Below are 12,152 nucleotides of genomic sequence, written 5' to 3'. Positions count from 1 at the left end.
CCCGCGCAGCCATGACGAGCACGTGATTGATCTGATCGAGCACCCCGCTACGCGCCCAAGAGTAGAAATAGTCCTGAACGGTCGAGCGCGGCGGAAAGTCCTTCGGCAGCATCCGCCATTGGCAGCCGGTGGTTGCCATGTACAGCAGGGCGTTCACGACCTCCCGACGATCCGTCTTCGGCGGGCATCCCAAACGCTTGCGCGGCGGAAGCTGCAGTTCGACGAACGCCCATTCAGGGTCGGTCATATCGCTTGCATAGCGCAAACCACGGCGGTCATACTTCGGTCGGGTGATCTTGGTCCACATGTTGTGTCTCCACTGAGTTGCGTCCACAACTCAATGAATCACAACCCACTGAGATCACCCAATTCTTTTCCGGCCAGACTCTTAGAGGTGCTTGTACCCAAGCTAAACGCCCCGGTGTCCAGCATGGCCTGCAGAGTACCCATACCCAGCTGGCCGGTTGCGGCCAAAGTCACGGTTTGACCGGACTGAAGCATTACCATATTTGCGGCATCTACGACGACCGTTGCCGTAACGGTGCCCATGAACGTCGTAGTCGCGCCGCTGAATGTGTTGACGCCAGCAAACGTGCCCATGACCATGGCTTGGGCCGTATCGCCAGACGCAGCTAAGGCCCCGGTGCCGATATTCGTAACGGTCAAGTCAAGGTTATTGTTTGTGGTAGTCCCGGAAAACGTAACGCCTTGAGCGACCACTCCAGTCACACCGCCCGACCCCATAATCACCGCACCGGCCTCTTCGATATCGCCATTGACGAGTTTGGTGCCGTTGAACTCAGTGTCGGCAGCGATCCGGTCGATCTCGTCCTTCAGAGCTTGAAATTCCTGGTCAAGGAAATTCCTCTCTACATCCGAGATCTGCTCAGAACCTGCTTGGACAGACAGGCTTTTGGCCCGAATAAGAATATCCTCGACATTCTGCGAGGCGCCGTCGGCGATCTGTAGCATTGAGGATGCTTGGCCCGCGTTGACGCCAGCCTGTTGCAGCCCAGCGACTTCGGCAGACAGGCGGGCGGCAATCGCAGAACCGGCAGCGTCGTCCTTCGCGCTATTGATGCGCTTACCCGAGGACAGCTTCTCGGCCGTCGCCGTTGCCGCGTCGTTGGCCTGGCCCAGCGAGCGCGTGGCGATGCTGGCAGCCTGGTTGGAGATAATGCTAAGGGCCATTTTGATGTCTCCCTACTTGGACAATGGCGTGGTCGAAGCGAACAGCGTCCTGCGTTCGCGAGCCGAGCATCGGCCTTGCGAGCAATGAGCAATAGCCGTGCCAGCTTGCCGCAGCCGTCGTCCGTTTTCGTTGAAACCCTGGAGAAGTCCCGGAAAACGGGGTGCGGCACTCCTGTCGGCGGTATGTCGAACGGCCGGACCAGGGTGCGCTGTGACCGGCAACGCTGGCCACCTATATGGCAAAGATTGCCGACCGGGCACTTTCTGCCGGCACCGGCATTCCCATCCATACCTTGTGGGCATTCGCAGCATGTTGCGCTAACCGGGCGTTTACCAATGTCAGCCATCCTCTCGATCCTAGGATGGACTTTATCGCTTCAGATCAAGGGATCGGTATGGCGCGCAAACAAGAACTCCTGGGCTCCAGCATCGGGATCGAACCGATGCTCACCGCCCCATGGACGGCTGAAAAGCAGCGGAGCCTTGCATACGATCTGCGCACCGCCAAGGTGATGATCGAGAAGCCGGAGCTCTAGCTGGCCGAGATTCAGCGCACAAAGGGACAGTTGCGTTATCTGCACCAGCAGCTGCCGAAGAACGCCGATGTCTACAAACTGTCAGGGGTCCTGGCTCATCGCACCGGCCAGCACGAGGAGGCGGAGCGGCTGCTCCGCCAGGCTTGTGCGCTGAATCCAAACGATCCAGATCTCTACGGTAACCTGGCGATCGCCCTGCGCGCGCAGCAGCGCATCCACGAGGCACAGAGGGTGCTGGAGGACGCGTTGGAGGCGGTACCGGCTTCGGCCGTGTTGTACCGCAATCTGGGCAACGTGTTCAGCGACCAGGGGGCCTACGCGGCGGCCGCGGCGAGCTATCGGAAGTCCCTGCAGATGCGCCCCGTGCACCGGGACACCTGGATGTCCTACAGCTTTGCCCTGGCGCGCAGCGGCGAACTGGCCAACGCGGTCCAGGCGCTACACGAAGCCGCGGCCCAGGGCTTCGACGAGTGCGAGATGCTGCGCACGGTCGGGCAGTGGCTGGTCGCCCAGAGCCGGGGCAGCCAGGCGGTCGGCGTGTTCGCGCGCGCTCCAGTTCGACGACGAAGAGGTCCAGAGCCTGTTCGGCATGGGGCTCGCGTTGATGCAGGCCAACCGGCCGAAAGACGCCGAGCAGTTCTTCGACATGGTTCTGGCGCAGGACGAAAATCATGTCCCGGCGCTCAGCCAGAAGGGGTCGATCGCGCTCAGCCGTTACCAGCGGCAGGCCGCGCGGGACTATATCGAACGCGCCCTGGAGATCGCCCCGCAAGCGCCTGGCCTGAAGGTTGATCTGGCGAGCGTCCTGTTCCACGAAGACGATCTCGCTGGCGCGGAAAGGCTGTGCCGGGAGGCGCTTCGCATGGCGCCCGGCCTGCCGGCGGCCTACGGCATGCTGTCCCAGATCGCCCGGACCAACGGCGATTTCGACGCCTCGCGCAAGTACGCCGAGAAGGTGATCGAACTGGCGCCGCAGAAGGGTGGAGCGCTGAGCAGCCTGTATGCGTCCAAGAAAGACATCTCGGAAGACGATGATGTCGCGGGCGTGCTGGCGCGCCTGGAAGCGCAAGAGACGACCTCGCAGCGGGATCTCACCGCATATTACTATACGCTGGGCGAGCTGTTCCACAAGCTGAAGTCCCCTGAGCGCGCGATCTTTTTCCTCAAGGCCGGCAACGACTTCCGGCGGATCGCGCTGAAGAGCGAGGGCCACCTCTACGACCGCAAGCACCAGGAGGCCGTGGTCAGCCGCAACATCCAGCTGTTCACCAAGGAGCGGCTGGAGTGCCGCGACCGCGGCCTCGACAGCCGGCGGCCCGTGTTCATCGTCGGCATGCCACGCTCCGGCACGACCCTGACCGAGCAGATCATCTCCAGCCACCCGCTCGCCTTCGGCGCCGGGGAACTGCCCAAGGTGCCGGAGATGGTCGGGCAGGTGACCCGCGAGGTGAACGAGGCCGGGTACAGGGTCGGCTTTCCCGGCTGGACCCAGGTGGTCGAAGACGGCACCTACGCGCAGCTCGCCCAGGCGTATCTGGATTACATCGACGAGCTGAACGCGGAGGCGCTGCGGGTCACCGACAAGATGCCGCACAATTTCATGAACGTCGGCCTGATCGCGACGATGTTCCCGGACGCAGCGATCATCCACGTCCAGCGCGATCCGGTCGACAATTGCCTGTCCTGCTTCCAGCAGAACTTCGCGATGCCGCACACCTACTCCACCAACCTCGCGGATCTAGGCCATCATTACCGCGAATACCGCCGGCTGATGGCGCACTGGCGCGCGGTGCTGGGCGATCGGATGTATGAGGTGCGCTACGAGGACCTGGTCGCCGACCAGGAGCGGGTCAGCCGCGAGCTGATCGACTTCGTCGGCCTGGAGTGGGACGACGCGTGTCTCGCGTTCAACGAGCAGAAGCGCTCGGTCAAGACTGCGAGCGTCTGGCAGGTCCGCCAGCCGATCTACAACAGCTCGGTCAAGAAATGGAAGATGTACGAGGGCTACATCGACGAGCTGCTCGAATCCCTCGGCCCCGACATCGTAGAGGATTAAGTCCGTGGATCACCAAGTGACCGACACCGATCTGGTGCAACCGGCGGCCGAGGCGGCCTCCGGGCCCGAAGACGGCCAGCTGCCGGCCGGATATTACGCCGACGACGTGCCCTTCCGCTCCGGCGTGGTGCAGCAGCAGGCGCCGCTGACCATGGCCGTCGTGGCCGCGCTGAACGGGGTCAATCCGCCCCGGCCGACCGGCGCGTTCCGGTATTGCGACCTCGGCTGCGGCAACGGCACGACGGTGAACGCCTTCGCCGCGCTATATCCGGAGGCGGAGTTCGTCGGCATCGACTTCAACCCGGGCCACATCGAGCAGGCGCGGGCAGATGCCGAGGCTGCCGGTCTGACCAACGTGCGGTTCATCCAGGGATCGTTCGCCGACCTGGACGACGCCGATCTGCCGCCGTTCGACTTCATCGGCATGAACGGGATCTATTCCTGGCTGGACCGAGACATTCTGCCCGCGGTGCACCGGCTTGTCGGCCGGATCCTACGGCCCGGCGGTTTGTTCTACGTCGAGTACATGACCATGCCCGGCATGATCGCCGTGGTGCCGATGTGGCAGCTGATCCAGGCCGTGGTCCCAGTGGACGCGCGCGGCAGCCACGAACGCGCGACGCGCGGCCTGCGCGTGCTTGAGGAGTTGTCGAAAAGCGGCATGGCCTACCTGGACCGCCACCCCACCGCCAAGGGCGCGACCAATGGCTACGTCACCACCTGGCACAACAACCTTACCAAGATCGACCACTTCGCCCATAACGCGATGGCGAGCGGATTCCGGCCGCGCTACGTCACCGAGATGTGCGACGAGATGGCGGAGGCCGGGCTCAGCTTCGCCGGGCGCACGCCGATGGCGTTCAACGACCCCGACCTGACCGTCACCTTGCAGCAGGCGAGGCTGCTGCGCGGCGTGGAGGACCGGCCGACCCGGGAATTGCTGTCGGACTTCATGCGCAACGAGCGCAACCGCCGCGACCTGTTCGTCAAGCCGGGCGGCAATAGCGCAGACAGCGCGGCGGCCCGGAGTTTCCTTACTGGCGAGGTGGGCCAAATGGCGCGGGCCCCGTCCGGTACGCCGGTGCAGCCGCTGCAGCTACCGGGGCCGCGTAAGCTGCCCCTGTCAGGGGCGGGGTACGACCGGGTGATCGCCGCCGCCGACGGCCGGGCGACCACGCTCGCGGCGGCGAACCGGGATGGCGAGCTGAGCGATGATGTCTTGATCGCGGTCGGCCACCGCCTGCAGGCGGGCGGCCAGTATTTTCTGTGCGAACCCGGGTATGCGGGCGCGCCGCTGCCTGAGGCCCCGGCGCGGCTGCAGCTGACCAATCCGATGAACCAGGTGTTGCTGGGGCGTGCCCGCGCGGACGGCGCCGGGATGCCGGTGATTGCCCGCGCTGTCGGCGGTACCGCGATGACGCTGGATTTGATCGAGACCGCCTTGCTGGACGGCTGGCTACAAGCCGGTTACGACGGCGCGGTCGCCTACGCACAAGCGCACTTCGCCGATAGCCAGGTCAAGTTGAAGGTGAACGGCGAGCCGCGGTCGCTCGCCGCGTTGACGGCCGATGAGCTCGGCCAGCGTTTGAGCGCGATGGCGCGCGTGCGGGTGCCCAACCTGCTGCGGCTCGGCGCATTGGCGCCGGCGTAGTCGCCCGTTCCTTCCGATGTCTGGGCCGGAATAGAGGAAGGGCCGCGACCCTGGTCGCGGCCCTTCCTCGTTCCTGCCTTCCCCGATGCCTCAGAAAAGGACTTCAGACGCCGGCCCCTGGCGATCGGCCGGCGGCCAAGCCCGATGCGGGCGTCAGAGCTCCAGCGGATGCCGGATCGTGTAGGCATCGGAAGTGAACACGACCTGGCGCGCCAGCTGGTTCGCGGTGTCTAGAACGATCGGCGCCTTGAGGTTTACCGTGGCCTTGACTTGGCCGTTCGTGTCGCGCCGCATGGTGGCGATCAGTAAAAGGCCGCTCGTGGTCGGGTCGAAACAGTAGCTTGCGCAGGCGGCTTCGAAGTCCGCGGTACCGATCCATTCGTTGTCGGCCGCCGTCGGCAGCACGATAAAGCTCACCTCCGTATCTTCCAGCGATTGGAGGATCCGGAATTGGCTCGCCGGCTGGTTCGGAACATCGGCGAGGGCGAACTGAGTGTAGTCTGAGAAACCGAAGGGGCCGCGCGGCATCTCCAGCTTGTGCGCCGGCTTGATCGTTAGCGTGCCGAAGCGGGTACGTAATTGCTCGGCCGGGGCGGGGGCAGTTTCGACGGGCGGTTCGGCGAGGGCGAACGAAACCTGCGTATCGTTGGGTGCCATTGGACGTCTCCTTTTCAGGCAGAAAAGCCGGGGGCTACAGGAAGTTCAGCAGCGACGTCCGGGCGAGCCGGGCGGTCACCGCGTAAGAGGTTTCGAGCGTGGTCTGCTGCTCGGCGAGTAGGGTCATCGCGCGGCTGACGTCGACATCCTCGATATCCGAGATGCCGCTTTCGACGTTGACTTGGTTGTCTTCCAGGCGCGTGCGGATGCCCGCCATCAGGTCGAGTGAGCTGCCGATCTGGGCGCGCGTATCGGCGAGCTTGGCGATGGCGCCGCCAGGCGTGTTTGTCTCGCCGCTCAAGGCGTCGATGGCGTTGTTGACGCTGCTGAGATCATCGGGTGATGCCATCACCTCGGTGAGCGCGGTCAGCAATTCCTCGATACCGTTGTTCTCGCCGGGCGCGGCCGTGATGCCGTAATCCAGGGTCACACCACTGTTGGCGCGAACCGACAACGTGTCGCTGTTACCGTGGAAGTACAACTCGTCCGAGCCGACACCGGAGATATTCGTGATGGCAGTGCCGCCGGTGGCAGTGCTGCTGATCGGCGGGGTGCGCGTCGCGCTGCCGGAGAAGAGATGGCGACCTTCCACTTCGGTATTGGCCAAAGCGACGGCCTGTTCGCGCAGATCCCCAGCAATCTTGCCGAGGTCGAGTGATTTCAGGTTTTCGCCATTGGCTGCGCTTAGCAGAGTGGTCCGGAAACTCACCGCGATGTCCTGCAGGCCCTGAACCGAGCTCTCCATCGTCTGGAGCCGCAGCTCCGTGCGTTCGATGTTATTGGTGAACGCGGCGTTGGCGGAATGCTGCTGTTCGAGGCTCTCCAGACGACGCGTGTCGGCCGCGATGCCGTCGTAGCCCTGCGCCTTGTACCCGGTGGAGACCTGGATGCGGTAGTTCTGGACCCGCTCCTGGGCGTCAAGATTGTTGCGGAGTACCAACTGGTTCTGCGCATAGCTGCCGATCGAGGTCATGGCATTGGTTCCTAGTTGATCATCCGGTCGAGCGTGTCGAACATCTCTTGGACGGTCGAAATGACCCGCGCAGACGCGTTGTAGGCCTGTTCGAACACCAGCATGTTGGACAGTTCTTCATCGATGTTGACGCCGCTCTTGGAGTCCGAACGGAACTTCAGTTCGTCGTACATCGTCTGTTGAAAGTCGCGCGCGGTGTCGGTGCGGGAGGTTTCGCTCGCCTGGAACGACAGGATATCGGCGGCGTAGCCGCTCATCGTCGTGTCGACGGCTTTCAAATTACCGCCGCTGGCGGCGATCGTGCCACGCGCTTCGAATGCCGCCGCCATCGCCTGGGCGACGCCCGCGTCGCCGACCGGGACCGCCTGCTGATCGACCGTCGTACTCGCCCGACCGGCAGATAACTCGGCCGGGTCCATTTTGATGTCGGCGTTGACCCGAATGTTGCCGGCCACACCCGTCAGGGTGGTGCCGGAGGTTTCGAACAGGTTGTTCAGGCCGAAGTAGTGCGAGAAGTTGCGCTCTCCGGCAGCCCCTTCGACCGTCGCGCTGCCGCCGGACACGGTAAAGTCGGAGCCGTTAGGGGCACTCATTACAAGACGACCGTCCGTACCGCCGGTGAGATCGAAAGGGTTGTTGGTAACGCCCGGCAGGGAGGTCGCCACGGCGTTCAGGGCATCCTGCAGGTCGCTGACCGTCGCGCCGGTGGGGAGCGCGCTATCAACGAGGCCCATATCGATGTTGTAGGTATCTGTGACGTTGCCGTCGCCATCCACCTCGGAGAGTGTGAGTGTCCCGGAAACGCTTGTGATGCCGTCTGGGAAACCGTCAGCGCCGCCGAACGCGCGGCTGCCAGTGATGGTTTCCGAACTTGCGGTCGCAGCGTTGCCGGCCGTCCCGAGATTATGCGCGGCGTTCACGCGGTCGCGCACAGTCTGCGCCAAGCGGTCGATATCCCGGTGGAAATCGGTCAGCGTGTTGTCGCGCACGTCCAGCAGGGCACCCAGTCGGCCACCCGTGGTGGCGCCGAGCTGGTCCGAGGCCGCGGCCGGCGTTCCCGCGTTAACCAATGTCGGCACGCCGTCGCTCGCGGTCGCGATCGGCCCGAGAGCGTTCGCTTTGGTGAAGTCGAATTGCACCGCGCTGCTGTCGACCAGCATTTTGGTCGAGCCATCGGCCATCTTGCCCATCACCGCGATCGCGCCGTTGTCGCGGCTGAAAGTACTAATATCCATCCATTCGCTCAGCGTCTCCAACTGCCGGTCGCGCTCGTCCCGGAGGTCGGCGGTCGGGCGGTCGAGCGCCTCGGCGCGCGAGATTTCATCGTTCAACTCCGCAACGCTGTCCAACGCATCGTTGATGGTCGCCACACCTTGATCGATCTCGTTGCTCGCCTCCACGCGTAGGTCGGTGGTCTCGGTCGAGATCCTGTTAAACTGCCGTGCAACCGCATCCGCAGCCTCGACGACATCCCGCCGCGCGCTGGCGCTTTCCGGTTCGATCGACAGCGCTTCCAGCGCGGAGGAGAGGGCATTAAGCCCGTTGGCCAGCGTGCTGTCGTTGGAGAGCGTGCCGAACACCTTGCCGAACCGGTTCAGATACTCGCTTCGGGTGTTGAGCGCGCCCAGCTCGGTGCGCGCGCGCATGGCTTCGCTATCCAGATAGGTGTCAACCTCTCGGCGTATGGGACCGATGTCGACACCAGAACTCTGACCGTCGACCATGCGGGTGACCGCCGCCGCCGTCTTCTGGCTATACCCATCGACGTTCGCGTTCGAGACGTTACCGCTTGTCACTTCTATTTGGCGCTGCGCGGTCTGCAGGCCGGAGATCCCGTGGAACAGCGAACCTGACAAGGACATCCTGATTGCTCCTTAAACGGTCGCCAGCCTGGCGACCTTGTCGTTCGAGCGCCCTCGCGTTTCTACAGACGCTCGTTCACCGAAACGGCATGCGGGGCGCGCGCGTTGCGCCGGGAAGGTTGCCCCTTGGTGTCGTAGCTGAAGCGCGGATCCTGGCGGTTGGCGGTATCGACGACCGTTTGTAAAACGCCCTTGGTCGCCGTCTTGGCGGCGCGCAGGGCGCGTTCGTTGGCGGCCAGCACTTCCTGGAAGTACTCGGTCGCTTGCTTCAGCTCCGCGCGCAGCTCGCCGGACAGCGGCCCGGCCAGATCCGGCTGGTCGGCCAGCCGCTTCAACTGCGATTCGTAGGCGGCGGCGAGCACGATCTTGTCCTGCTGCAGCGCCTGCATCTCCTCGGGGTTCATGCCGCGCAGCATGTCGATCTCGCCTTCCAGCACGTCGATCAACCTGAGCGTGGTCTCCAGGAGGTCGATCACTTCGGCCGGCTCTCCGGCAGCCGCCGGCGCAGACGTGTCGATACCGACGACCGGCGCGTGCGTCTCCGGCATGGCCGCGTCGAGCGGGATCTCGGGGGCGGCACGGGACATCGCTACTTAACCTCCTGAAGCTTCAGCATCTCGGCCTTGACTTGATCGGCGATCCCGACGCCGCCGGCCTTGGCGATCGTCTTGCCGTATTCCTCGACCATCAGGCTGCGGTACATCTCCTCGCCCTTGCCGCCGCCGAACATCCCCTCGGTGCTCAGACCCTGGAAGATCGGCTTCAGCATCTGGGCGATGAACATCGCCTCGAAGTCCTGCGCGGCCTTCGCCGCGGCGGTCTCGTCGATGCCGCCGGCGGCGCTGCGCTTGACGGCCGCGGCCGCCTTGCCGGTGCTGGCGGCGCCCAGCTGCTGGGCGAGCAGGGCGGGGTCGATGCCGGTCTTGGTGAACGGGCTCATCACAGCACCTCGATTTTGGCCTGCAGCGCACCGGATGCCTTGATCGCGTGCAGGATCGCGATCATGTCGCGCGGCCCGACGCCCAGCGCGTTCAGCCCGTCGACCAGCTGCTGCAGGGTCACGCCCTCCGGCAGTACGGCCATCCGGTTCTCGCTCTCCTCGTCGACCTCGATCTCGGTGCGCGGGACGACGGCGGTCCGGCCCTGCTGGGCGAACGGGCCGGGCTGGGCGACCTGCGGCGTCTCGGTGACCCGGATCGTCAGGTTGCCCTGGGCGATCGCGACGGTGGAGATGCGGACGTTGGCGCCCATCACGATCACGCCGGAGCTCTCGTCGATCACCACCTTGGCGACCTGGTCCGGGGAGATCGGCAGCTGCTCCACGTCGGTCAGCAGGCCGACCGTGTCGCCGCCGTAGTTCTCCGGCACGTCGATCCGCACGGTGGCGGGGTCGAGCGACCGCGCCGCGCTTTGCCCGACGAACTGGTTGATCGCGCGCGCGACCCGGCGGGCGGTGGTCAGGTCGGGATTGCGCAGTTGCAGGTGGACGGTGCTGAGCGAGCCGAGCTGGAAGTCGATTTCGCGCTCGATGATCGCGCCGTTCGGGATCCGGCCGGAGGTCGGCACGCCCTTGGTGATCTCCTGCGCGGCGCCGCCGACGGTGAAGCCGTTGACGTTCACCGGTCCCTGCGAGACCGCGTAGACCTCGCCGTCGGCGCCCAGCAGCGGGGTCACCAGCAGGGTGCCGCCCAGCAGGCTTTCGGCGGTGCCGAGGGAGGAGACCGAGACGTCGATCCGTGAGCCGCGCCGGGCGAACGGCGGCAGGTCGGCGGTGACCATCACCGCGGCGATGTTCTCCGTTTCCAGGGAATTATCTTCCGTGCGCGCGTTGACGCCCAGGCGCTGCAGCATGCCGATCAGGCTTTCGCGGGTGAACGGGCTGTCGTCCAGGTCGTCGCCGGTGCCGTTAAGGCCCACGACCAGGCCGTAGCCGACCAGCACGTTGTCGCGGATTCCCTCGACTTGCGTGATGTCCTTGATGCGCGTCTGCGCTTCGGCGCCATGCGACCACAGCCCGGCGAGGGCGAGGGCACAGGCGCTGAGCGCGATGCGGATCGGACGGGACAGGCGCGGCATGGACAAGGTCCTTGAAGGTTCGCTCTTGGAATCGACGGCGGACCGAGGTCCAGACGTCGGGCCACGCCTGCCTATGCCAGTTGCGTGCCAACTTGGCCGTTTGGTTAAAAAGCGGCGGACCCGGGCGTGGCCGCGCCCCAAACGGCCGACGCGGAAGGGAGCAACGGCGGGGTGTGACGGCAAAACTTGCCGGGCCGCGATTGCCGGCCGGCGGCCCTGACCAAGGCCTCTTTACCACGCATTAACCGCGTCGGGTGCAGCTTGAGGCGTGCATGCGGAAGGTGCAGTCTTCCGCGCTGCGCCGCCGTCCGATCCGGGCCCGTGTCGCTTCGGTTCGCGGTCCCGGCCGGCGACGCCTTAAGCCTTGGGGCCTTCAGCGAGTGTCCATGAAGATCGACCGGTCGTCCCTCCACGCCGCCACGCCGCTGCGCCGCAAGGACAAGGCGCAGGACGGGGGCACGTTCGGAGACAGCCTAAGCGCCGAGAGCGCCCCGGCCAGCGCGGCCGACGGCGGACGTGCCGCCGGCGTCGCCGGCGCGGGCACGCTTCTCAGCCTGCAGGAGATCCCGGCTGGCACCACCGGCGAACGCGAGCGCGGCCGCCAGCGCGGGGAGAGCCTGCTGGCGCGTCTGGAAGACCTGCGCGATGGTCTGCTGATGGGCCGGATGGCGCCAGATACCGTACGCCGGCTGGCCGACGAGGTGGACCAGGCACGCGCCGAGATCGACGATCCAGGGATGAACGAGATCCTGGACGAGATCGAGCTGCGCGCGCACGTCGAGCTCGCCAAGTTACGGCGTTAGCCCTCGCCGGGGTGACGCGCGCCATCCGTGCGGGCGTGCGGCCGGCCGTCGGGCAGCACGGGGCCGCGACGCCGCCGGCAGGCCCCACGCTTTGTCACAAAACCTTTCAATTTCAAGCCAATACCGGCGTTTGCGGCGGTGTCTCAACATGGGTCAGTTTCTCTTGTGTGTACGAACAGAACGTGATTCTTAGCGTTCTGGCGTTTCATTCAGGGGGCTGCGATGGGCGGGTTGGAGACGGTAGCGGCGGCGGTCGAGGCGGATCTTGCGGCGCGTTTGCCGCAGCAGCGCGTGACGCAGCGACGCAATCTCGCCTTGCTCGTCGCGGTCCTGCTGTGCGAACGCGA

The 12,152-nt window shown here is 65.2% G+C and carries 13 protein-coding genes and 1 pseudogene; 5 read left to right on the top strand and 9 right to left on the bottom strand.

From position 1 onward, the window contains the following. Both CKO28_RS24180 and CKO28_RS24175 read right to left on the bottom strand, forming a co-directional pair. The coding region (locus tag CKO28_RS24180; protein ID WP_200343457.1) for a transposase at positions 1-307 on the bottom strand (307 nt) is incomplete at its 3' end. Between the two features lie 38 nt (positions 308-345). Then, positions 346-1,191, bottom strand: a complete 846-nt coding sequence (locus tag CKO28_RS24175) for a flagellin (RefSeq protein ID WP_200343456.1) — start codon at positions 1,189-1,191, stop codon at positions 346-348. A 236-nt stretch (positions 1,192-1,427) separates the two neighbouring features. Here CKO28_RS24175 and CKO28_RS24170 point away from each other — a divergent pair, with 236 nt between their 5' ends. Both CKO28_RS24170 and CKO28_RS29475 read left to right on the top strand, forming a co-directional pair. Next, the gene (locus CKO28_RS24170) at positions 1,428-1,727 is read left to right on the top strand and encodes a hypothetical protein (RefSeq protein WP_200343455.1); all 300 of its coding nucleotides are present in this window, start codon (positions 1,428-1,430) and stop codon (positions 1,725-1,727) included. A gap of 30 nt (positions 1,728-1,757) precedes the next feature. Then, a pseudogene (locus CKO28_RS29475) lies at positions 1,758-2,123 on the top strand (tetratricopeptide repeat protein); the annotation flags it as partial. A 42-nt stretch (positions 2,124-2,165) separates the two neighbouring features. Here CKO28_RS29475 and CKO28_RS24160 read toward each other — a convergent pair. Beyond that, on the bottom strand, positions 2,166-2,318 hold the full coding sequence (locus CKO28_RS24160) for a hypothetical protein (protein ID WP_200343458.1): 153 nt from the start codon (positions 2,316-2,318) through the stop codon (positions 2,166-2,168). On the opposite strand from CKO28_RS24160, the gene CKO28_RS24155 reads away from it, so the two are divergent. Next, complete coding sequence (locus CKO28_RS24155; protein WP_200343454.1) at positions 2,317-3,783, top strand: tetratricopeptide repeat-containing sulfotransferase family protein; 1,467 nt, start codon at positions 2,317-2,319, stop codon at positions 3,781-3,783. The two genes, CKO28_RS24160 and CKO28_RS24155, sit on opposite strands and share 2 nt — an antisense overlap. A gap of 16 nt (positions 3,784-3,799) precedes the next feature. Further along, positions 3,800-5,434: a methyltransferase domain-containing protein gene (locus CKO28_RS24150; RefSeq protein WP_200343453.1), complete on the top strand. Its 1,635-nt coding sequence runs from the start codon at positions 3,800-3,802 to the stop codon at positions 5,432-5,434. A gap of 153 nt (positions 5,435-5,587) precedes the next feature. Here CKO28_RS24150 and fliW read toward each other — a convergent pair whose 3' ends face one another. The 6 genes from fliW to CKO28_RS24120 all read right to left on the bottom strand — a co-directional run bounded on the left by fliW (position 5,588) and on the right by CKO28_RS24120 (position 11,002). Beyond that, positions 5,588-6,091, bottom strand: coding sequence for a flagellar assembly protein FliW (fliW, locus tag CKO28_RS24145; RefSeq protein WP_200343452.1), 504 nt, complete (start codon positions 6,089-6,091; stop codon positions 5,588-5,590). Positions 6,092-6,125: 34 nt separating this feature from the next. Then, positions 6,126-7,064 (bottom strand): flagellin, encoded by a 939-nt coding sequence (locus tag CKO28_RS24140; protein WP_200343451.1) that lies wholly within the window; start codon positions 7,062-7,064, stop codon positions 6,126-6,128. Between the two features lie 11 nt (positions 7,065-7,075). Beyond that, the gene (gene flgK, locus CKO28_RS24135; RefSeq protein ID WP_200343450.1) at positions 7,076-8,926 is read right to left on the bottom strand and encodes a flagellar hook-associated protein FlgK; all 1,851 of its coding nucleotides are present in this window, start codon (positions 8,924-8,926) and stop codon (positions 7,076-7,078) included. Positions 8,927-8,988: 62 nt separating this feature from the next. Then, positions 8,989-9,513: a hypothetical protein gene (locus CKO28_RS24130; protein WP_200343449.1), complete on the bottom strand. Its 525-nt coding sequence runs from the start codon at positions 9,511-9,513 to the stop codon at positions 8,989-8,991. A 2-nt stretch (positions 9,514-9,515) separates the two neighbouring features. Further along, complete coding sequence (locus tag CKO28_RS24125; protein ID WP_200343448.1) at positions 9,516-9,866, bottom strand: rod-binding protein; 351 nt, start codon at positions 9,864-9,866, stop codon at positions 9,516-9,518. After that, positions 9,866-11,002 carry a flagellar basal body P-ring protein FlgI gene (locus tag CKO28_RS24120; protein ID WP_200343447.1) on the bottom strand — a complete coding sequence of 379 codons (1,137 nt, stop codon included), beginning with the start codon at positions 11,000-11,002 and terminating at the stop codon, positions 9,866-9,868. Before CKO28_RS24120 ends, CKO28_RS24125 begins: the two co-directional genes overlap by 1 nt. Before the next feature lie 386 nt (positions 11,003-11,388). Here CKO28_RS24120 and CKO28_RS24115 point away from each other — a divergent pair, with 386 nt between their 5' ends. Further along, complete coding sequence (locus CKO28_RS24115) at positions 11,389-11,805, top strand: flagellar assembly protein FliX (RefSeq protein ID WP_200343446.1); 417 nt, start codon at positions 11,389-11,391, stop codon at positions 11,803-11,805. The last annotated feature ends 347 nt before the right edge of the window (positions 11,806-12,152 follow it).

The organism is Rhodovibrio sodomensis (assembly GCF_016583645.1).
Taxonomy (GTDB): Bacteria; Pseudomonadota; Alphaproteobacteria; order Kiloniellales; family Rhodovibrionaceae; genus Rhodovibrio; species Rhodovibrio sodomensis.
The sequence above is the reverse complement of the archived record's forward strand: the minus strand, read 5'-3'. Positions and strand labels throughout refer to the sequence as shown.

Coding starts and splice junctions, on each gene's coding strand:
- CKO28_RS24175 (WP_200343456.1), bottom strand. CDS start 1,191: ATGGCCCTTAGCATTATCTCCAACCAGGCTGCCAGCATCGCCACGCGC.
- CKO28_RS24170 (WP_200343455.1), top strand. CDS start 1,428: ATGGCAAAGATTGCCGACCGGGCACTTTCTGCCGGCACCGGCATTCCC.
- CKO28_RS24155 (WP_200343454.1), top strand. CDS start 2,317: ATGGGGCTCGCGTTGATGCAGGCCAACCGGCCGAAAGACGCCGAGCAG.
- CKO28_RS24160 (WP_200343458.1), bottom strand. CDS start 2,318: ATGCCGAACAGGCTCTGGACCTCTTCGTCGTCGAACTGGAGCGCGCGC.
- fliW (WP_200343452.1), bottom strand. CDS start 6,091: ATGGCACCCAACGATACGCAGGTTTCGTTCGCCCTCGCCGAACCGCCC.
- CKO28_RS24140 (WP_200343451.1), bottom strand. CDS start 7,064: ATGACCTCGATCGGCAGCTATGCGCAGAACCAGTTGGTACTCCGCAAC.
- flgK (WP_200343450.1), bottom strand. CDS start 8,926: ATGTCCTTGTCAGGTTCGCTGTTCCACGGGATCTCCGGCCTGCAGACC.
- CKO28_RS24130 (WP_200343449.1), bottom strand. CDS start 9,513: ATGTCCCGTGCCGCCCCCGAGATCCCGCTCGACGCGGCCATGCCGGAG.
- CKO28_RS24125 (WP_200343448.1), bottom strand. CDS start 9,866: ATGAGCCCGTTCACCAAGACCGGCATCGACCCCGCCCTGCTCGCCCAG.
- CKO28_RS24120 (WP_200343447.1), bottom strand. CDS start 11,002: ATGCCGCGCCTGTCCCGTCCGATCCGCATCGCGCTCAGCGCCTGTGCC.
- CKO28_RS24115 (WP_200343446.1), top strand. CDS start 11,389: ATGAAGATCGACCGGTCGTCCCTCCACGCCGCCACGCCGCTGCGCCGC.